Source organism: Winogradskyella jejuensis (genome assembly GCF_900129745.1).
GTDB lineage: Bacteria > Bacteroidota > Bacteroidia > Flavobacteriales > Flavobacteriaceae > Winogradskyella > Winogradskyella jejuensis.
In genome coordinates this window covers 1,158,097-1,179,857 of record NZ_FQWS01000002.1, presented here as the reverse complement: position 1 = coordinate 1,179,857, position 21,761 = coordinate 1,158,097, and the positions used below count along the sequence as shown (strand labels likewise).

At 33.7% G+C, this 21,761-nt stretch carries 19 protein-coding genes and 2 tRNA genes; 13 read left to right on the top strand and 8 right to left on the bottom strand.

Annotated features, from left to right (window positions below; all coding sequences use genetic code 11):
* The first annotated feature begins 37 nt into the window (after window positions 1-37).
* From BUB95_RS13190 to BUB95_RS13170, 5 genes are all read left to right on the top strand, one after another.
* Window positions 38-421: an alkyl hydroperoxide reductase gene (locus BUB95_RS13190; RefSeq protein ID WP_073087212.1), complete on the top strand. Its 384-nt coding sequence runs from the start codon at window positions 38-40 to the stop codon at window positions 419-421.
* Entirely contained in the window at window positions 406-795 is a 390-nt protein-coding gene (locus tag BUB95_RS13185; RefSeq protein WP_073087211.1) for a DoxX family protein, read from the top strand. Before BUB95_RS13190 ends, BUB95_RS13185 begins: the two co-directional genes overlap by 16 nt.
* A complete protein-coding gene (locus tag BUB95_RS13180; RefSeq protein WP_073087210.1) occupies window positions 792-1,208 on the top strand; it encodes a hypothetical protein in 417 nt (138 codons plus the stop codon). Before BUB95_RS13185 ends, BUB95_RS13180 begins: the two co-directional genes overlap by 4 nt.
* Window positions 1,209-1,342: 134 nt before the next feature.
* Window positions 1,343-2,749 carry an MATE family efflux transporter gene (locus BUB95_RS13175; protein WP_073087209.1) on the top strand — a complete coding sequence of 469 codons (1,407 nt, stop codon included), beginning with the start codon at window positions 1,343-1,345 and terminating at the stop codon, window positions 2,747-2,749.
* Window positions 2,750-2,799: 50 nt separating this feature from the next.
* Complete coding sequence (locus BUB95_RS13170; protein WP_073087208.1) at window positions 2,800-3,957, top strand: trans-sulfuration enzyme family protein; 1,158 nt, start codon at window positions 2,800-2,802, stop codon at window positions 3,955-3,957.
* Here the strand turns inward: BUB95_RS13170 and BUB95_RS13165 are convergent.
* The 3 genes from BUB95_RS13165 to BUB95_RS13155 are packed head-to-tail and all read right to left on the bottom strand — an operon-like array spanning window position 3,932 to window position 8,179.
* Window positions 3,932-4,621: a DUF2490 domain-containing protein gene (locus BUB95_RS13165; RefSeq protein WP_073087207.1), complete on the bottom strand. Its 690-nt coding sequence runs from the start codon at window positions 4,619-4,621 to the stop codon at window positions 3,932-3,934. The genes BUB95_RS13170 and BUB95_RS13165 overlap by 26 nt on opposite strands.
* Before the next feature lie 55 nt (window positions 4,622-4,676).
* The gene (gene pckA / locus BUB95_RS13160) at window positions 4,677-6,287 is read right to left on the bottom strand and encodes a phosphoenolpyruvate carboxykinase (ATP) (protein ID WP_234969271.1); all 1,611 of its coding nucleotides are present in this window, start codon (window positions 6,285-6,287) and stop codon (window positions 4,677-4,679) included.
* A 53-nt stretch (window positions 6,288-6,340) separates the two neighbouring features.
* Window positions 6,341-8,179 carry an SLC13 family permease gene (locus BUB95_RS13155; RefSeq protein WP_073087206.1) on the bottom strand — a complete coding sequence of 613 codons (1,839 nt, stop codon included), beginning with the start codon at window positions 8,177-8,179 and terminating at the stop codon, window positions 6,341-6,343.
* A gap of 276 nt (window positions 8,180-8,455) precedes the next feature.
* Here BUB95_RS13155 and bshB1 point away from each other — a divergent pair, with 276 nt between their 5' ends.
* Entirely contained in the window at window positions 8,456-9,172 is a 717-nt protein-coding gene (bshB1, locus tag BUB95_RS13150) for a bacillithiol biosynthesis deacetylase BshB1 (protein ID WP_073087204.1), read from the top strand.
* Between the two features lie 45 nt (window positions 9,173-9,217).
* On the opposite strand, the gene BUB95_RS13145 is transcribed toward bshB1, so the two are convergent.
* The 5 genes from BUB95_RS13145 to BUB95_RS13125 form a co-directional block, all read right to left on the bottom strand.
* Window positions 9,218-9,293, bottom strand: a tRNA-His gene (locus tag BUB95_RS13145).
* Window positions 9,294-9,428: 135 nt separating this feature from the next.
* Window positions 9,429-11,000 carry a M28 family peptidase gene (locus BUB95_RS13140; RefSeq protein ID WP_073087456.1) on the bottom strand — a complete coding sequence of 524 codons (1,572 nt, stop codon included), beginning with the start codon at window positions 10,998-11,000 and terminating at the stop codon, window positions 9,429-9,431.
* 96 nt (window positions 11,001-11,096) lie between these two features.
* The gene (locus BUB95_RS13135; RefSeq protein WP_073087202.1) at window positions 11,097-12,131 is read right to left on the bottom strand and encodes a M28 family metallopeptidase; all 1,035 of its coding nucleotides are present in this window, start codon (window positions 12,129-12,131) and stop codon (window positions 11,097-11,099) included.
* 53 nt (window positions 12,132-12,184) lie between these two features.
* A complete protein-coding gene (locus BUB95_RS13130; protein ID WP_073087200.1) occupies window positions 12,185-12,514 on the bottom strand; it encodes an FUSC family protein in 330 nt (109 codons plus the stop codon).
* A gap of 4 nt (window positions 12,515-12,518) precedes the next feature.
* The gene (locus BUB95_RS13125; RefSeq protein ID WP_073087198.1) at window positions 12,519-13,298 is read right to left on the bottom strand and encodes a DUF3108 domain-containing protein; all 780 of its coding nucleotides are present in this window, start codon (window positions 13,296-13,298) and stop codon (window positions 12,519-12,521) included.
* A gap of 189 nt (window positions 13,299-13,487) precedes the next feature.
* Here BUB95_RS13125 and BUB95_RS13120 point away from each other — a divergent pair.
* From BUB95_RS13120 to BUB95_RS13090, 7 genes are all read left to right on the top strand, one after another.
* Window positions 13,488-13,575, top strand: a tRNA-Ser gene (locus tag BUB95_RS13120).
* Window positions 13,576-13,810: 235 nt separating this feature from the next.
* Entirely contained in the window at window positions 13,811-15,061 is a 1,251-nt protein-coding gene (locus tag BUB95_RS13115) for a site-specific integrase (protein ID WP_073087196.1), read from the top strand.
* 183 nt (window positions 15,062-15,244) lie between these two features.
* On the top strand, window positions 15,245-15,508 hold the full coding sequence (locus tag BUB95_RS13110) for a helix-turn-helix domain-containing protein (RefSeq protein ID WP_073087194.1): 264 nt from the start codon (window positions 15,245-15,247) through the stop codon (window positions 15,506-15,508).
* Entirely contained in the window at window positions 15,508-17,019 is a 1,512-nt protein-coding gene (locus tag BUB95_RS13105) for a hypothetical protein (RefSeq protein ID WP_073087192.1), read from the top strand. Before BUB95_RS13110 ends, BUB95_RS13105 begins: the two co-directional genes overlap by 1 nt.
* Before the next feature lie 99 nt (window positions 17,020-17,118).
* Window positions 17,119-17,316 carry a helix-turn-helix domain-containing protein gene (locus tag BUB95_RS13100; protein WP_073087190.1) on the top strand — a complete coding sequence of 66 codons (198 nt, stop codon included), beginning with the start codon at window positions 17,119-17,121 and terminating at the stop codon, window positions 17,314-17,316.
* A gap of 3 nt (window positions 17,317-17,319) precedes the next feature.
* Window positions 17,320-19,113 carry a site-specific DNA-methyltransferase gene (locus tag BUB95_RS13095; RefSeq protein WP_073087188.1) on the top strand — a complete coding sequence of 598 codons (1,794 nt, stop codon included), beginning with the start codon at window positions 17,320-17,322 and terminating at the stop codon, window positions 19,111-19,113.
* Window positions 19,114-19,115: 2 nt separating this feature from the next.
* A complete protein-coding gene (locus BUB95_RS13090) occupies window positions 19,116-21,761 on the top strand; it encodes a DEAD/DEAH box helicase (protein WP_073087186.1) in 2,646 nt (881 codons plus the stop codon).

The window sequence follows — 21,761 nt, the reverse complement described above, 5'->3', positions numbered from 1 at the left end:
CTAGTAGCAGGTCTTAATTTTACATAAAATTATAGTTATGAAATTAACACTTCGCTTAGCAGCTATTTACAATATTTTATGGGGAGCTTGGGTCGTTTTATTCCCAAATCATTTTTTTAATTTGGTAGGCATGCAACCACTAAATCATCCTATGGTTTGGCAAGGCATGGGTATGGTTATTGGTGTTTATGGCTTAGGTTATTGGTGGGCATCTTATAACCCTATGAAGCATTGGCCAATCGTAGCTGTTGGGTTTTTAGGTAAAATTTTTGGGCCTTTAGGTTTTATTTTTAATTACTTAAAAGGAGATGTTCCTTTTGAATTTATATACACACTACTTACAAACGATTTTATCTGGTGGATACCTTTCTTTTTAATTCTGAAGAATGTCCACACAGATTATAAATGGAAATTATCGTGATTATAGTTCTTCGTGTTTTACTAATTACTTTTTATGCTTTTGCTGGAATTTATCATTTTATAAATCCTGAATTCTACTATCCATTAATTCCAGATTATTTACCATTTCCTGAGCTTATAAATTACCTCAGTGGTTTTTTTGAGATTATTTTGGCTATTGGAGTAGTGGTACCAAAAACACGATTATTAGCCGTAAAAGGTCTAATTTTAATACTCATCGCATTTATTCCATCTCACATTTATTTTATAACCGAAGGCGGTTGTATGTCTGAGTCGCTATGCGTACCGCTTTGGGTAGCTTGGGTGAGGTTAGTTCTAATTCATCCTTTGCTCATTCTATGGGCTTGGTCAGTAAGAAAAACAAATAAGGTATGAGTTTAGAGTTAGTTCGATTGTTAGTTGATGCTGGATTTTTAGTACTCATTTGGGCAGTACAATTGGTAATCTATCCAAGTTTTGCATACTATTCTCAATCTAATTTATTGTTATGGCATCGCAGTTATACAAAGCGCGTTACCATAATCGTGTTACCATTAATGTTTAGCCAACTCATTTTAGGAATAATACATTTATACCAAGTTCAAAATTGGTACAGTATTTTAAGTTTAGGTATAATTGTCACACTTTGGCTTTTAACATTTCTCATTTTCGTACCGCTACATCAAAGTATAGACAAGAATAAACCTGTTACCAACGCTTGTAAAAAGCTGGTAAATTACAATTGGTATAGAACATTCCTTTGGACAATACTATTTCTAACCAGTATGCTATATTTTCTTTCTATTTAAAAAATAATGTGCATATTTGTGACATTATGATTGCATAAGTCCACTTCGGAAAAGAAAAATTATCGCTAATACTTCAGCGGTGTAAGTGTATTCTACAGTCTAGAATACTATGTTTTATTATACATTTCAATATTATGCAATCCAATAAAATTTCATTAAAACAATTTTTTAAATATTTAAAAATCGCGGTCTCCGGGAAGGAGCAAGATTTTACAACAGGTAGTATCCGTCGTGCAGTTTTTATGCTTTCTATACCTATGATTTTAGAAATGTTGATGGAATCTATCTTCGCCATTGTAGATATTTTCTATGTTTCAAAAGTTAGTGTTAATGCAGTGGCTACAATTGGTTTAACGGAGTCCGTAATTACCTTGGTTTATGCTGTGGCTATAGGATTAAGTATGGCGGCCACTGCTATCGTCGCCCGAAGAATTGGTGAAAAAGATAAAGAAGGCGCATCTCAAGCGGCAGTACAAGTGATTTTCTTGGGTGTTGTTGTAGCTGCTTTTATTAGCGTTATGGGTATTATATATCCTAAAGAAATTCTTGGTTTAATGGGAGGTGAAGCTGACCTCATTGAAGAAGGTTATGGTTATACCCAAATACTTATGGGAGGAAACGTAACTATAATGTTACTTTTTCTAATTAATGCCATATTTAGAGGTGCTGGTGATGCCTCTGTAGCCATGTGGGCTTTAATAGTTTCTAATGGACTTAATATTATTTTAGATCCATTATTTATTTTTGGATTTGGGCCAATTCCAGCTTATGGTGTACAAGGCGCTGCAATAGCCACAACCATAGGAAGAGGTACGGCAGTTATTTTTCAGCTGTTTGTCTTGTTTTACGGATGGAGTCGTATCAAAGTTGGTTTTAAAGATTTGGTAATTAGAGTCGCCGTGATGTTTAATCTTATAAAAGTTTCCCTTGGAGGTATAGGGCAGTTTTTAATCGGAACCTCCTCCTGGGTGTTTCTAATGCGTATTATGAGCGAGTTTGGGAGTGAAGTTTTAGCAGGTTATACTATAGCTATTCGTGTTATGATGTTTACGTTAATGCCTGCTTGGGGTATGAGTAATGCAGCAGCGACCTTAGTTGGTCAGAATTTAGGTGCTCAAAAACCTGAACGCGCAGAACAATCTGTTTGGAAAACTGGAAAGTATAGTGCTATTTTTATGGGTATAGTTTCCATTGTTTACTTATTATTTGCACCTCAGATTATACAACTATTCTCTCAAGAATCAGAAGTTGTAAAGAATGGTGCGTTATGTCTAAGAATTATTGCTGCTGGTTATGTCTTTTATGGATACGGTATGGTGGTAATTAATGCTTTTAATGGTGCAGGAGATACTAAGACGCCAACATGGATTAACTTTATATGCTTTTGGCTATTTCAATTACCCTTTGCCTACTTAATGGCACTAACTTTTAATCTTGGTCCTTTGGGTGTGTTTATGGCTATAACATTAGCTGAGGTTTTAATCGTGATTATAGGCATAGTTTGGTTTAAAAAAGGGTATTGGAAATCTATTAAAGTATAAAGAAGCTTTATTTAGTTTTCATTATTTTTATCCGAGTTAATAATTACGCTATGTCAAAAGATAAATTAGGTGTAAATACCATTTGCACACATGTTGGTGAAGTTAAGGACGAACAGTTTAAAGGCGCTGTATCTCCAATGTATTTAAGTTCGTCTTACGAATTTCTTGATGTCGATGTGAAACGCTACCCAAGGTATTTTAATACGCCAAACCAAGAGTATTTATCTAAAAAAATAGCAGCATTAGAGGGCGCGGAATCGGCCATGATTTTTGGTTCTGGTATGGCGGCTATAAGTCATATGTTTTTAGCTTTTCTTCAAAAAGGCGACCATTTGGTGGTGCAGAATACGCTATATGGCGGAACAGTAAATTTTATAAAGGAAGAGTTTCCAAAGTATGGTATAGAATATACATTTACTAATGGTTATAAAGCCAGAGATTTTGAAGCAGCTATTCAAGAAAATACCAAACTAATTCATATTGAAACGCCTTCTAATCCATTGTTAACAATAACTGATATAAGAGACATTACGCAACTAGCCAAGACTAAAGGGATTCTAACCTCTATTGACAATACGTTTGCATCTCCTGTGAATCAAAAACCAATAGATTTTGGAGTTGATATGGTAATGCATTCTGCAACCAAATATTTTGGAGGCCACAGTGATATTTGTGCTGGTGCTGTTGCCAGTTCTAAAGAGAATATGGAGCGCATTTGGAATGTCTCAAAAAATTTAGGTGGAAGCCTTAGTGATATGACGGTTTGGATGCTAGAGCGTAGCATGAAAACTTTGGGCTTGCGTGTAAAAGCGCAAACCAAGAATGCGATGAAATTGGCAAAATGGTTAAATAAACATCCCAAAATCTCCAAAGTTTATTACCCAGGTTTAAAATCGCATCCGGAACATAAATTGGCCAAAGCACAAATGCAAGGTTATGGCGCAATGTTGTCGTTTGAATTAAGTGAAGATTTAGACTCATACAAGTTTCAGAAGGCGTTAAAGCTCATTAAATCATCAATGAGTTTAGCAGGTGTGGAGAGTACAATGATATCACCGCACTTAACGTCCCATGCCTTATTAACTGAAGAAGAACGGAAGGCAGTTGGAATCAGTGACCAATTGATACGCTTCTCTGTTGGAATAGAAAATGCTAAAGACTTAAAAGCAGATATCAATCAAGCTATAGAACAGCTATTGAATGCTTAGACTTTCTATGGTCAGTTTTTATACTTATACCTACTTGTATTCTGTTTAGGTTATTTTTTCTAATATGTTGTTTTAGATAGCCTATTTGAAGCTGAGAGTGTTTCAATATTTTTATATCTAAACCAGCATAAAATCTGTTTTCATGAAATACTTGGTCTTGAAAATTGATAAAAGGTTCTTCAGTTATTTTTACAGAAAAAGTGCTATTCAAAACATATTTCAAGCCAATGCGATATCTTAATCTATTCTGAATTTCGTTTCTATCTTTAAAATCTAAAAGACGTTGTTCTAATTGTGCTCGGTGTGTAAGCAAAAATTTTCCGAATGTTTTTTGTGCCGAGTAACTCTCGAATATTCGGTTTTCATGAACATTGGGTTCGTTATCAAATTCAAAAACGGTATCAATATCTAAGTACGCGTATCCCAAACCTACGGATTGATTGTTCTTAAAATGGTAACTACCTCGCAGAGAGAAAAAAGCAAGATTGTAGTTGGAAGAAGGCTCATAGAAGCGCAATTCTCCGTAAGGACTTAAACTAAATCTTTCGCTAAGTCTGTGATTGCTGCCGTAGGTGTACCAAGAACCTAAATAATCCTCTGAGGGATTTTGAGATAGTAAAGAAATTGAAAAAAAGAAAAGGCTTAAGGATAGGGTAACTTTCATAAATAAATAAAATGAAAAGAGAGCCCAGAAATGGGCTCTCCAAATCATGGAATTATTAAACGTGGTCGGTTAAGTGATGATGCTCATCAATTAGTGGACCGCCTTCGATAATTTGTTCTGACGCCTCACTTGCAAATTTTTCAAAATTTAAGTGGAAAGAGTGTGCTAACTGAATAGCCTTACTAATATAAGCGCCTTTTTGTAACCAAGTATTCATTGGGTCTAACATTTCTGTTGGAACATTAGGACAATACTTAGGCATAAATAATCCAAAGATTGGATGTTGTTCAAATTCAACATTATCTAGTTCGCCTTCTAAAATAGCTGTAATCATAGCTCTTGTGTACTTAAGTTTTATACGAGAGCCAACGCCGTAAGGACCGCCACTCCAGCCTGTATTTAATAACCACACATTAACACCAGCTTCTTGCATTTTTTTGCTTAGCATCTCTGCATATTTGGTTGGATGCAATGGCATAAAAGGCTCACCAAAACATGCTGAGAAAGAAGGTACAGGCTCTGTGATTCCTGCCTCTGTACCTGCGACTTTAGCTGTATAACCAGAAATAAAATGGTAAGCGGCTTGGCCAGGTGTTAACTTTGAAACTGGAGGTAATACACCAAAAGCATCACAAGTTAAAAAGAAGATGTTTTTAGGATTATCTGCGTAAGATGGCTGCTGAATATTATCAATATGATAAATAGGGTAGCTAACACGTGTATTTTGAGTGATACTACTGTCAAAATAATCAACTTCATTGTTGTCTTTAAAAACAACATTTTCAAGAATAGCACCAGGTTTAATAGCTCTGTAGATGTCTGGTTCTTTCTCTTCAGTAAGGTCAATAACTTTTGCGTAACATCCACCTTCAAAATTAAAAATGCGGTTTTCTGCGGTCCAACCATGCTCGTCATCTCCGATTAGTTTACGGTCTGGGTCTGCAGAAAGTGTTGTTTTTCCTGTTCCAGAAAGTCCAAAGAAAATGGCAGTATCTCCATCCTCGCCAACATTAGCAGAACAGTGCATCGGTAAGACATTTTTATCTACAGGAAGAATCATGTTTAATGCAGAGAAAATACCTTTTTTCATTTCACCTGTATATGCAGAGCCTCCAACTAAAGCTATCTTTTTAGTAAAGTTTAAAATAGAAAAGTTACCTTGTCTAAGACCGTATTTCGATGGTTCTTCGCATACGTATCCTGGAGCACAAAGCACTAACCATTCTTCTTCAAAATTTTCTAATTCTTCAGCAGTAGGTCTTAAAAACATGTTGTAAATAAACATATTAGACCATGGGTATTCTGTTATGGTTCTTACATTCATTTTGTAAGCTGGGTCAGCACAGACGTAGCCGTCTCTTACATAGATTTCTTTTCCGCTTAGGTAGTTCTCGATTTCAGATTGTAAATAATCAAAATTCTCTGGAGAAATACCCTTGTTTGTTTTTCCCCACCAAACGCGGTCTTTTGTATAATCATCTTTTACTAGAAAACGGTCCTGTGGTGAGCGTCCAGTAAATTTTCCTGTATTTATAGCCAATGTCCCATTAGCAGTTTCTCTTCCCATTCCTTTTTCAATAGTAATGGCTTGTAGCTCTTCGGGTGAAAGATTCCAATGGGCATTGGTATCTTTTAATCCATACTTGGTAAGGTCTCTTGTTTTCATAATCGGTTGTTTTAATAATGTTTCCATGAGTAAATTATTTTTATTGTCTTTATTTAAAATGGCCAAATCAATGGCACTAGTAATAGCGTTGTTATTAGAAATAGTAGAAGCAAAGGCGCACCTACTTTTAAATAGTCTTGGAATTTGTATCCGCCAGCTGTCATTACCATAGCATTTGTTGTAGTGCCTACAGGTGTTAAAAATGCTGTAGATGCACTTATGGCAACAGCAATCATAAATGGTGCTGCAGATAGATTTAGGGTTTTAGCAGCTATTAAAACAATTGGTGCCATAAGTACTGCGGTTGCCGAGTTATTAATCACTTGGCTAAACGTTGTAGTCAGTAGAAAAACTCCTGCGAGTAATGCCACTGGATGAAAGCTACCGAGTGTTTTAACCAGACCACTTGCAATTAATTGGGCTGTACCTGTTTTTTGTAATGCGATACCCATAGGTATCATAGCGGCAATCATCACCACGCTTATCCAACTTATACCTTTATACGCTTTAGCAATTGGCACGCTACCAGAGATTAATACTATTCCAGCAGAAATTAATGCAGCAACTGCACCAGGAACAATTTTAAATACTAATAAGGTAATCATAAGCACCAACGCGAATAACGCGATGTATGATTTTATAGACAGTTGCGTTACTGTTTTTGCTATACCTTCTGGGCTACCACAAATCACTAAATTTTCGTGATGTTCTTTTAACTGTTCTATGTCGCTCCAGATACCTCTAACAAGATAAGCATCACCTGCTTTTACAGTTATTTCACGCTCTGTAAAAGGTTTATTATTTCTAGAAGCTGCCATTAGTTGTACACCAAAACGTTGGAAGAAATTCCCTAGTTTAATCTTTCGACCGACTAAAACAGATTTTGGAGTCACCAATATTTCGGCCATACCAACTTCTTGGTTGATAAGATTTGTTTTTAATTCTTCTTCAATAGGTTCAAGTGGTAGTAGGCCAAGTCTAAATTTTATCATTAGCGCATTAATAGCCTCAGTATCGCCTTTTACAGTAATAATATCATGATAGAGAAACTCTGTAGAATTGGTCGGAAACTCAATAAAAGCCTCATTACCTTTTAAGAAATTTGGATGTCTTCTTTTAATCCTGATGATAGCAACACGATGCTCTTTTTCGAAATCCCAATCTCCGATTTTTGTATTTAGTAGAGGCGACACAGAACGAACTCTTAGCCTGTAATAGTTGTCATCGACTTTGTAGGCTTCTATCCACTTGTGTAGTGTTGAGCTAATATCAACGGGTTTATTGTTTGTTTTGTTGCTTGGTAATAGTTTATACCCAATATATCTAAAATAGAGTAGCGCTATAATAAGTAACGGAAGACCAATTAATCCAAACTCAAAGAAAGAAAAACCTTCTAGCCCGCTATCTATCATCGTGTTATTTACAATAATATTTGGTGGTGTACCTGTTAAGGTTAAAAGACCACCAGTATTAGAACCAAAGGCAATTGGCATTAGTAATTTTGATGGTAAGGTGCCAATACTCCAAGCAGAAGAAATAGTCACTGGCATTAGTGTAGCCACAGTACCTGTATTGCTCACGATACCCGACAGAACGCCAGCACCCAAACTAGTTATAACCAGCAGACGCGTAATACTTTTACCTGCTAGTTGCATAAATTTTTCTCCAGCTAAAGCCGTCCAACCGGTTTGAGATAAGCCTTCTCCAATAATAAAAAGAGCGGCAATCATAATTACTGTAGGATTACTAAAACCGCTCAACGTCTCATTTAAGTCTAGAATCCCGAATAGGAAAAGACTTAGCATAGACAAGAGCGCAATAATGTCTGGTGTGAATTTTCCCCATATGAAAAGTAGGATTGTAACAGATAAAATAATTAGCATTAAGCTCATAGGAGGAAACCTTTTAATTATAGTATAAAATTACAGGCTATAGCACCTAATTATTATGACGAATGTCATGATAGGATTGAATTACGAAGTTTTCAATTTTATGTAGAATTGGATAGATAAAATCATCATTTTGTTAAGCGAAACCGTTTGCGTAATAAAAAGAAACCTGTTATCTCTATTCTTTTTAATACTTTTGACAATGAACTTTGATTAAATCGATAAAAAAACCATAGTTTTTTATAAAAATTAATCGATTTCTTATTGAAAATATAATTAATGAAACTAGACATATTAGCTTTTGGCGCACATCCTGATGATGTGGAATTAGGTTGTGGGGCTGTTCTTGCCAAAGAAGTTGAAAACGGTAAGAGCGTTGGAATTATAGATTTAACCCGAGGCGAATTAGGTACGCGAGGCACAGAACAAACCAGAGATGAGGAAGCGACGAATGCCGCTAAAATACTAGGAATTGCCGTTAGAGAAAATTTAGGATTTGCAGATGGTTTTTTTGTTAATGATAAAAAGCACCAGATAGAAATCATAAAAATGATTCGTAAGTATCGACCAGAAATTGTGCTTTGCAACGCAATTGAAGACAGGCACATAGATCACGGAAAAGGTAGTAAACTTGTTAGTGATGCTTGTTTTTTAAGTGGGTTAGTTAAGATTGAAACTGAGCTAGATGGCGTTATTCAAGACAATTGGAGGCCAAAGGTAGTTTATCATTATATCCAGTGGAAAGACATTAAGCCAGATTTTGTAGTGGATGTCTCTGGTTTTATGGATAAAAAAATGGAAGCCGTTTTGGCTTATAAAACGCAATTTTACAATCCAAAGAGCAGCGAACCAGAAACACCAATATCCAGTAAAAATTTTACAGATAGTATAGCGTATAGAGCTAGAAACTTAGGAAGACTTATAGGTGTAGAATATGCAGAAGGATTTACAACAGAGCGTTATGCGGCGGTAGATAGTTTATTTGATTTAATATAAACCTACAAAAAAAGCCTCTCATTTCTGAAAGGCTTTACTTATTATGGGTGGAAGATGGGGCTCGAACCCACGACTTTCGGTACCACAAACCGACGCTCTAACCAACTGAGCTACAACCACCATTTTTGATTAGGAGTGCAAATGTAATTCAAATCTATTTTTTTGCAAAACCTTTTTAATACTAATTTAAAAAATAAAACCTTTCTACAAATAGTAGAAAGGCTTTAGATTTGATTTTAAGAATTTTAAATCTTTATTATTTCTCTTCTGCCTTGTCAACAACGGGTCTATTATCTCTATTGGCAACTTCCCAAGCCGTATGGAAAACCAGACGTGTTCTGTTTTCTAATAAATCGTATTCAATTTTATCTGGTGTATCACTTGGTCTATGATAATCGTCGTGTGTACCATTAAAATAGAAGATTACCGGAACATTATTTTTTGCAAAATTATAATGGTCTGAGCGGTAGTAGTAACGATTTCTGTCATTTTCGTCATTGTATGTATAATCTAATTCTATATTGGTATACTTTTTATTGACTTCCTCCGATAGATTATGTAGTTCTGTACTTAACTTGTCACTACCAATTAGATATACGTAGTTACGCTCTCCTTCTTTACGTTTAGGGTCCATACGACCAATCATATCGATATTTAAATCGGCAACCGTATTTTCAAGAGGGAAAATAGGGTCCATGTCTGTATAATATCTAGAACCTAAGAGCCCTTTTTCTTCACCCGTTACGTGCAAAAATAGAATGGAACGCTTTGGTTGATAACCATCTTTTACAGCTTGCTGAAAAGCTTCAGCAATTTCTAAAATAGCTACTGTACCAGAACCATCGTCGTCTGCACCATTGTATACTTCACCATTCTTGATACCTTCATGGTCAAGGTGAGCAGAAATCACTAAGATTTCATCTGGCTTTTCTGAGCCTTTAATGAAAGCTACAACATTTTCAGACATCACATCTTCAGCTTCATTTTGAGCTTTCAATATTAAATTTGTATTAACCACTTTTGAAGAATCATCTTCATCAATTGTTGGTAGTAAAGCTTTTCCCAATTCATCATTTATCATGATAAATGCAAAGTCATCAGTATTATTTTTTAAAGATAAACGTCCTGACGACCCAGCTTGTGCTTGTCTTTGATAAAAAGGTGCATATCTAGAGAATAGTCCGTTATCTAGGTATAACATGGCCTTTGCACCATTTTCTCTTGCAGCATTTCGTTTGCTAGATAAAGATTGACGACCATTGGTCCATTTTGTGTCTTCAGTTGTACCTGAGGTAACATAATTTCCATTAGCATCTTTTGGCTCACCAGCTTTGGCTAATACTATTTTTCCTTTTACGTCTAAATCTTTATAGTCTGAATAATTTTCAGCATCAATACCATAGCCTGTAAATACAATTTCAGAAGTATTAATGTCAAGGCTTTTAGATAGTGCTAAAACTATATGATGCTTGTAAGCATCAAAAGTAGTACCGTTAACTGATATTTGAGCTTCGGAAACTTTTTGTTTTTGTAATGGTACCTCTTGAAAATAATCATCACCAGAATATGGCGAAGCTATACCCATAGATTGGTATTGCTTTTTTAGGTATTCAACAGCCATTTTCTGACCTTTTTCTCCTGTATTACGACCCTCAAACTCATCAGAAGCATAAGTATATAGCAGTTCTTTAAGTTCATCTTGTGTAATGGTTTTAGCATAATCTTCAGGATTAGCTGGTGCTTTTGCAGTAGATTTAGTTCCTGTATTACTACCACCACAAGCGGTTAATACAACTGCTAAGCCTAAGGCTTGTATTGTTTTTTTCATATTAAAATTATTTGAGCTAAATAAGGTTGATTTCATAAAATTAATTAATAATAGTGCATCAAAGTTTTTGAGCTTGTGCTTTAACACAATTTAACATCATAAGACCTCTTTTGTAGGTGCATTTTCAGCATTTGCAACATACCATGCTGTGGCAAAAATGAGTTGTGTTCGTTTTCTAAGACTTTCGAAATGTATTTTGTCAACAGTATCTGTTGCTTTATGGTAATCTTCATGCTCACCATTAAAGAAGAAAATAACTGGAATATCTTGTAAAGCAAAGTTGTAATGGTCTGAACGACTATAGTATCTGTTAGAATCGTTATAGGCATTGTATTTATAGTCTAGTTCGAGGTGAGTAAACTCATCGTTAGCTTTTCTGACTATAAAATCTAGCTCGGTACTAATTCTATCCGAGCCAATGAGATACACATAATCTGGATTGTCTGCATGTCGTTTATCTATTCGCCCAATCATATCTGTATTGAGATTAGCTACAGTTTTTTCTAAAGGAAATGCCGGATTATCGATATAATAACGAGAGCCATAAAGACCGTGTTCTTCTGCAGTAACATGAAGAAATACAATACTTCGCTTTGGTTTTGCACCATTCTTTTCAGCAATTTTAAAGGCTTCAGCAATTTCTAAAAGCGCGGATGTACCAGAGCCATTATCGTCGGCACCATTATACACTTTACCGTCTATAACACCCATATGGTCGGAATGTGCAGAAACGATAAGATATTCATCTGGAAAAACCTCTCCCTCGATAAAAGCAATAACATTCTGCGATTGATTGAGTTCTTCTGGTAGGTAAGATTTAGGAACAGTTTGGAAGTAGTTTGAATATTTATTTGGAGCTTTAATTCCTAAAGAATCGTAGTGCGCTCTTAGGTAGTTACAGATTTCATTATGTCCATCTTCTCCTGACATACGACCAGCATATTTATCCGAAGCTATCTCATATAAATGCTCTTTTAACTCAGCTTCAGTGATGGTGTTGAGGTAGGTTTCTACATTAGATTTGTTATCAAAACTTATGGATTCCTTTAAATCGCTCACCTTCTCACTATGTCTTTTATTTGAGCAAGTACCCATTAAGAGTAGAAGTGAAGCCACTACTAGAATTTTCATTTTCTATAGATTAAACTTCAAAAATAAGAGAAAAAACAAACTTCTGTAAGAAATTATCCGTCAATTTCGATATCTTCTAGCTCTTTTATAGCCTCTTCTTCAGAGGTTTCGTCAAGTTGTTCGAGTTCTTCGGTGTTACCAACTTCAGCTTTTTGAAAAACGCTTTTATATATCGTAAATGATAACGAAATAATAGCTAACAAAAATACATACTGAATAGCTTTGGTTTTGAATTGGTTTTTCTTAGCTAAGAAAACGAGGCCTAATCCACACAAAAAGGCAACGACTACAGGAAATAATGAAAGTTTAAATAAAGGCGTTACTGATAGTACGACTGCTAATATTGAAGAGATAAAACCTAAAATGACTAATAACTTTTTCATAATGCTAATGTTTTAAACCTGTTGCAGATTTTATTTTAAGCTCTCCATTACCCACTGGGATTTTAAACTTGGCAAATACAGGAACTTTGTTTGCATCTGCTGTAAGCCATATAATATTTGCGTTATTTCCTTTGAGTAAATCTGAACCTTTTAGGCTTATGGCTATTTTATAACATTCTTTACGACCTAAAACTGTGGAGATAGTTTCTTTGCCTAAGTATTTAAAGACTACTGTAGATTCTACATTATCAAATAAAACTTTGAAGCTAGAGGAATCTCCAACATTCGCTTTGTGAATATCTAAATTACGTAAGGTGTATAATGTGGCTACTAAATCTTTTGTTGAACTACCGATGCTTAGTTGTTTTTTTTCTTCCCAAATTGTCCCATCACTTCGTCTTTTCTTTTTGGTACTCTCAACAGATTTAGACTTACGTCGGTATTTATATTGCATAAACTTGTAATAACCGCCTTCGTTGATATCGCGCTTATATAAATATGGTGTTAAGCTGGTTGGACTCACATAGCTTTCGTATAAATCTCTGACTTTAAAGAAACTATCGAAACTACTAAAGGTAGCCGCAGAACATTTAAGACGCATCAAAGTACTAGACGATGTCTTTATTTTACTCGTCTCCATAGTAACCTGTGCTATATCTGTAAGCAAACCAGACATATTATAAGATGCTGTAAAGACAAGCTTTTCTCCAAAGGCTATAGTTTTGTTTTGACCAAAACTAAGTAGAGAATAACTTAAGCTTAAAAATAATAAAATACGCTTCATTAAAAAATCTTTTGATTATAACGATTATTGAATCATTTATTGTGCCGAAATTACAATTGTAAGCTTAAATGCGTTTGTTTTTTTGATAAAATTTAAGTGAAAATAAAAAAAAGAAAAAAGCCTTGGTAGAAGCGAAAAAGGATTTTATATTTGCATCCGCATTTAGGGAATTCCTAATGAGGCACTCAAGGAGAAATGGCAGAGTGGTCGAATGCGGCAGTCTTGAAAACTGTTGAGGGTCACACCTCCGGGGGTTCGAATCCCTCTTTCTCCGCCAAGATTTATTCAAAATCGACGAAAGTCCTGTAAACTCAATGTTTATGGGACTTTTAATTTTACCCAAAACATCAAAATATGTATTAAATACCATTCTGTTGGTGACCTATTAGGTGACCTTTTTTAAACCTTAATTAGGTCACCTAATTGTTTATAACTGTTTATAAATCAGCAAAATATATCAATTAAAAGACCTCGAAATTTTGTAAATTAATGTATAATTAAAGGTCACCAGAATGAACAAAACATTTGGATTATTATTCTACTTAAAAAAGAGTAAAGTAGATGCACAGGGCAAATGCCCTATTTACCTACGTATTACCATAGATGGTAAGCGTACAGAGATTAGTACAAAACGTACCATTGAGATTGAGAAATGGAGCGTTGAAGCCAATAAAGCTATTGGAAGAACAGAGGATATACGAGAGCTAAATGCCTATTTAGATTCACTTACTACAAAAGTATATCAAAGCCAAAGAGACTTAATTCAAGATAACAAAGAGGTTACAACTGAAACCCTTAAAAACAAGTTTTTAGGCGTTGAGGAAAAACAAAGAACACTCATAACCATTTTTAAAAATCACAACAAGCAAGTTGAGAAATTAGTTGGTAGAGAGTTTTCGGCAGGAACTTTAGAGCGTTATAAAACAGTATGTAAGCATCTGCAAGAGTTTATGCAACATCAATACAATGTAAGTGATATACCGGTAAACAGAATAGACCACAAGTATATTACAGATTTTGAGTTCTATTTAAAAACCGTTAGAAACTGCGGACATAACAGTACGATTAAGTATATCAAGAACTTTAAAAAGATAGTACGTATTGCAATAGCCAATGATTGGATTAAAAAAGACCCATTTTTAAATTATAAAGTGCGCTTAAAAGAAGTAGAACGTCAATTCCTATCAGAAGAAGAAATACAAACAATGCTCGAAAAAGAATTACACACCAATCGTTTAGAGCAAGTAAGAGACATTTTTATATTCTGTTGTTTTACAGGTTTAGCATATAGCGACGTTAAGAAGCTCTCAAAAGATAATTTGGTATTTGGTATTGATGGTGATAAATGGATAAAGACAAAGCGTACTAAAACCGATACACGCAGTAATATTCCACTACTTCCAACTGCTTTAGAGATTATAAAGAAATACGAGAACCATCCAGAGGCAGTTACAAAAGGCGTATTACTTCCTGTATTAAGCAATCAAAAGTCTAATGCCTATTTAAAAGAGATAGCTGACTTGTGTGGTATCAATAAAAACTTAACCACCCATTTAGCTCGTCATACGTTTGCAACTACGGTAACGCTTTCTAATGGTGTACCAATGGAATCGGTAAGTAAAATGTTAGGTCATAAATCACTCAAAACGACACAGCATTATGCTAAAATATTGTATCGAAAAGTAAGTGATGATATGGCAATTTTGAAACAAAAGTTTGCTGATAAAAATACTCGACCAAACACCAATAAGATAGCCCAATAACAATTTAATCTAAAAATAGAGATTTATACGTGAAACTACCTGTAATACAGGTAGTTTCTTGTTAAAAAGTTCACCTATTTCGTTAATAACTGTCAATAACTTTTCATTTAAAAAAGGTGATTTTGGCGTATATTGTATGTTAGAAATCAGGTAGTTAATACCTATGAATATTTTTTATATAGAATGACATTTGAAGTAATTACAAAGGATGATTTAAAGACTCTAAAACAAGAAATCATTACAGAACTTAAGACAATTTTAGGAAGCCAAAACGAGCAAAAAAAGTGGTTAAAATCAGCAGACGTACGTGAGCTATTAAATATTTCAGCAGGCACGTTGCAGAACTTACGAATCAACGGAACATTACCTTATACCAAAATGGGTAAAACGATGTACTATGAGTATGATGATGTAATCGGAATTTTAATCCAAAACAAAAGTGCATAATGAGATTATACATACCAGAGAATTTGGATGTCGACCAATTGATGTATGATAATCCACCGAATTTTAAAAAATACGGATGCAAAAGAGATAAACTACTTTATATTATTCACTTAATAAATGCGCTACCTCTTTATAACAAAGATTTGATGTTTGATGGCTTTGTTCCATTAAACTCTAAACTCTTACAAGATAAAATATCCAATTATAGGGAGTACATAGATTATCTATTGTTGGACTTAAAAATAATTGAGACTGATGGGCAATATATACCAGGTTTTAAATCCAAAGGGTATCGATTAGTAGATGAATACAATACAGCAATTACTTCCACAGCAGTAACAGATTTTACGTTTTACAGAAAACTAAAAGTAGAACGAAACAATAGAGAAGCATCTGTTAAGCATCTTGACTATTTAACAAAGTGGTTTAATGACAAGTTAGAAATTGATATTAATTACGTCAATGAATTTTTAGCACAAGAATTTGAATTAAAAGATAATAACGAGCAGTTAAAAGACTATGACAGAAGTCGAAAAAAATTCAAAGAACCTATATCACAATTAAACCACGCAAAAATTAGCGCAGAAAAAATTAGTCGTGAAGAATACTATTTGTTGCACGATGATAATGTGTATCGCTTTCATTCCAACCTTACCAATATGCGAAGCGTTATCAGAAATGCAGTAACGTATGATGGCCAAAAATTAATTTCGATTGATATAAAAAATAGTCAACCTTATTTAAGCACTATATTGTTGAGTCGCTCGTTTTGGATTGAGCAAAAAAATGAGCCAAATGCACCAAAAGAGTTATCAATCACATTCGATAAGCCCAAAAAGTCGCTATTTTCTTCTTTTAATAATATAAATGATAATATTTATAAGGTTAGTGGTAGGATAAATGATAGATTAAATATATCACATATTAAAATCCACGATACTGATTCTTACATTATGTTAGGAGATATTGATAAAGCACTTATGAGTAGTGAGTTTAGTCAGTATATAAATCTTGTGGTGAGTGGTACGCTTTATGAGTTTTTAGAGCAACAATTTAGCCTACGATTAGGTGAAACATTTGCTAACCGTAAAGAGGTTAAAACAGCAGTATTTCAAGTGCTATTTACAGATAATAGATTCTTGGGTCAAGAAGATGCAAAACCAAAGAAAATGTTTAAGGAGATGTTCCCATACGTATATGAGGTGTTTAGACAACTTAAACGTAAAGACAAAACATTGCTTCCAAGATTATTGCAGAGTATTGAGAGTTACTTAATGATTAATGTTATAGCAAAGCGTATATCAGAAGAATATCCAGATGCACCTATATTTACAATCCACGATAGTATTTCTACAACAGAAGAATATGTGGATGTAGTCGAAGCTATAATGAAAGAGGAATTATCTAAAGCGATTGGTCACGCACCTAAATTAGCACGAGAGGTATGGTGTAAAAGCAATATGGTAAAGCATCTTGAGACTTTAAAAGAAAAAGCAAAGGTTGTCGCTTAACACATAATCACCTACATTCATATTTATTATAAAAATATAACGTATTACGATGTATTAATACAAAGTAAATACTATATTTAACATTCAAAATAATTCCCTATGAACCGTATTAAAGAAGTCCTCGAAGAACGAGGAGTTAAGCAGGTATGGCTTGCTGAGCGATTAGGTAAGAGTTTCAATACTGTAAATGGTTATGTGCAGAATCGTACCCAGCCAAGTTTAGAAACCTTATACGAGATTGCTTCAATCCTTAAAATAGATGCAAAAGAATTATTAGTTACAAAAGATATTAAATAAGATATGCCAACATTACATTGGATAGGAAAAGATAAAGTAGTAAGTCATCACCAAGATGTAGCCTATAGAGTTTTAGAACATCAGTATGGTTTTAAAGATAAAGCAGAACACAGTTTTGAGACTAATAGTGGTAATAAAATTATACACGGTGACAACCTCGAAGCGTTAAAATCGTTATTACCTGAATATGAATCTAAAATACAGTGTATTTATATAGACCCACCATATAATACAGGTAAAGAGGGATGGGTGTATAATGATAATGTAAATCACCCTAAAATTAAAAAGTGGTTTCAAGAGGTAGTTGGTAAAGAGGGAGAAGATTTAACACGTCACGACAAGTGGTTGTGTATGATGTATCCGCGTCTAAAGTTATTACATAAATTACTTTCCGATGATGGCTTTATAGTAATTCATATTGACGAAAATGAGTATCCTACACTTATCTTATTATTAGAAGAGATTTTTGGGAGAAGAAACAATTTAGGAACAATAGTATGGGATAAAAAAAACCCAAAGGGTGATGCGAAAAAATTATCTTATCAACACGAAAGTATTATAGTATTTTCTAAAAATTTTGAAACCATAAAAGGAAAGGTAATAAGGAAAAAGAAAAATGCTATTGAGATACTCAAATATGCGGAGAAAGTTTTCTCTAAGTTGGGGAAGACAACTTACCCTGAAGATATTATTGATATATGTAAAAAGTATAAATTAGATAAGGCCATTTTTGAAGAGTATAAATTTGAATACGATTTAGAAAAGGTTAATAAAGAATTTCAAAATTGGATAAAGAATCAAGATTTTTCAGGTGGTGAAAAGGCTTATAAATTTATAGATAAGAAAGGAGAGGTATACAGAGGTGTATCTATGGCGTGGCCAAATAAAAAGGATGCGCCAGAAGATTATTTTATTCCATTAATACATCCTAAAACTAAGAAAGAATGTCCAATTCCAGCTCGTGGATGGCGTAATCCACCAGATACGATGAAAGCATTACTTGATAATAAAAAGATAATTTTTGGAGAAGACGAATCAAAACAACCTGAACGAAAATATATATTGAGCGAAAATATGTTTGAAAATATTAGTACTATGGTTGGTTTTGCAGGAAGTGATGATGAATTTCAAAAATTGGTTGGAATTAAGTTAGAAAACCCCAAACCACACCTTTTTGCTACAGAGTTAGTAGAGTGGTTTTCTAATGATGATGCTATTGTATTAGATTCTTATGCAGGTTCAGGTACTACAGGTCACGCAGTTTTAAAACTTAATAGTGAAAATGAACATTCTAAAAGAAAGTTTATTTTAATTCAATGTGATGAATATGATAAGAAAGGAAACCTATTAAATATTTGTGAGGATATAACTATCAAAAGAGTAAAAGCAGTTATCGATGGTTATGGCAATGCAAAAAAACAAATTGATGGAACAGGAGGTTCTTTCGATTTCTACGAGTTAGGTAAGCCAATTTTTAAAGACAATGAAAATCTTAATGAAGAAGTGGGTGAAGATATAATAAGAAATTACATCTTCTATACAGAAACTAAGCAATCATTGAAAAGACCACAATCTAAAGATGCTAAATACCTGTTAGATAATTATCAAGATACAGGCTATTATTTTTACTATGAAAAAGATAGTTTAACCACATTAGATAATAATAGTTTAGGCATTATAAAGGAGCTACAAGAACAGTATATTATTTATGCAGACATCTGTTTATTAGATGAAGCCTATATGCTTAATAAAAATATCATATTTAAAAAGATACCAAGAGATATAAAACGTTTCTAAGAATGGAATTAAAAAAATACCAACAAGAGGTAATTAATGACCTTACGAAGTATATAGAGGAGCTTGATACTACAAGACATCTTAATAATGCGTTTGCTAACTTTTGGGAAAGCAAAGGTATATCATTACAGACCTTAGAAGATAATTTTCTAAGACCTTATGATAATTCTATTAAAGGTGTACCAAGAGTAACGGTAAAAGTTCCAACAGCTGGTGGTAAAACATTTATAGCCTGTAATGCTTTAAAACCTATCTTCGATAGTTTTCCGTTAGATAAGCCACAAGTAGTAGTTTGGTTTGTGCCTTCAGATACTATTTTAAAACAGACCTATAAAAATCTAAATAATCCTGCTCATCCATACAGGCAAAAAATAGATGCTCATTTTAATGGTAATGTAAAAGTATATGACAAAGAAGCTCTATTATTTGGTCAAGGATTCAATCCTGTAGAGGTAAAAGAACAATTAAGCATTTTAGTATTAAGTGTTCAATCATTTGTAGAAACGGTTAGAAAAGGGCTACCAAGAGCTTATAGAGAAAATGAGAATTTAGCAGAATTTGTATCTCATTTTAGAGACTTAAAAGCTAATCTTGACAATGTAGATGATACTGCGTTAATACAAGTAATAGCCTATTTAAATCCTGTTATCGTTATAGATGAAAGTCACAATTTTGAAGCAGATTTAAGGATAGATATGTTAAATAATATCAATCCAAGTTTCATATTTGATTTAACCGCAACACCACGTAATAAGAGTAATATCATAAGTTTTGTAGATGCTATTAAGTTGAAGAGAAACAATATGGTAAAACTACCTGTTATTGTTTACAATCATCAAGATACTACAGAGGTATTAAGTAGTGCCATACAGATGCAAAAGACCTTAGAAGCTAAAGCGAAAGTGCAAGAATCTAATGGTGGTAAATATATTAGACCTATAGTATTATTCCAGGCACAACCCAAAACCAATGATGATAACATCACTTTTGATAAAATTAAAAATAGCCTTATAGAAATAGGTATACCAGAGAATCAAATCAAAATTAAAACTGCTAATAAGGACGAGATTAAGAATGTAGACTTGTTGAGTCGTGATTGTGAAGTTCGTTACATCATAACTGTAAATGCTTTAAAAGAGGGTTGGGATTGTCCGTTTGCTTATATTTTAGCGTCATTGGCAAATAAATCATCATCAGTAGATGTAGAACAAATTTTAGGTAGAGTATTAAGATTACCCTATGTTACCAAACATCAAGAAGATTTATTGAATTACTCGTATGTATTTACATCATCTAATAATTTCTTAAACACTTTAGATAAAATCATTTTAGGTCTTAACAAGTCAGGATTTAGTGCAAAAGATTATCGAGTAAAAGAACAGCAAGTAGAATCTAAAATAGACACCTCAACTGGTAAAGGCAGTTTTGAAGACTTGTTCGGCAAACAGCAAGAGCAATCAACTACTTCAACTACTGAAAATGAAAACTCAGAAGTTGAAATTAATGTTGATGACGTAAAACAGCTTACAGAGTCTGAAAAAGGTTCAAACCAATTAGAAGACATTTTAAAACTTGCAGGTGATACCAATGCAGAGTTTGAGAAGAAAATGGAAGAACTGGAAAAAGAAGATAATTTAATACCAACCGAATTGAAAGAAAAGATAAAAGTATTCCCAATCAAAGAGGTTTTTAAAGAAGAAGCAAATAAAGTAGTAATTCCAACATTCCATATTAAAACTGCACCTTCACTTATTGAACCTGAAAATCTTGTTCCGCTTACTAAAAACCTTTTATTACAAGGCTTTGAATTAGATAAACAGGATAGTAATATAGACTTAACTCGTACAGCTTCTAAAATGGCAAGCATAGATTTAGCAGAGGGTAGAAAGGATGAGTATGTACCTGAGTATAAGTATGTGGATAATTACGTAAAAGAAGCATTTGCAGAATATCTATCAACGCTTACACCTGAGCAAAAGGTAAATCAAATTGCAGGTCGTATTACCAAAATAATTAAGAAGATAGACCAAATACCAGAGCCACAGATTATTGCTTATGTAAAGAAGATAATAAAAGACCTTAATAGTGAAAAGGTTGCTGAAATTACCAATAATGAGCCTTTTTACGCTAAACTAATTAAGAATAAAATAAACGAATTAGCAGACCAACATTCTGAAAAACAGTTTGATATTTTATTAGATAAAGGAACTGTAGTGTGCGAACCATCATTTAAGTTCTCTAAAAAAATAAGTCCAAAAAACACGCTAAAAGGAATCACTAAAAACCTATATATCGAAGAGGGTGAAATGAATGATTTTGAAAAACAAGTTATTAACGAAGTTGCAAACCTTGATAGCGTAGTATTCTGGCATAGAAATTTAGAACGTGGTAAGGGCTTATTGATAAATGGATTTTTAAATCATTATCCCGATTTCATTGTTAAAATGAAAAATGGTAAAACTATTTTAATTGAAACTAAAGGAGACCATTTAGATGGTTCAGACAGTCAACAAAAATTACGGTTAGGTGAAAAGTGGGCAAGTAAAGCAGGTGATGACTATCGCTACTTTATGGTGTTTAAAACTGACAGATTAGATGGCGCAAGAACAGTTGCAGAATTAATAGATATTTTAAAGGATATGAAATAA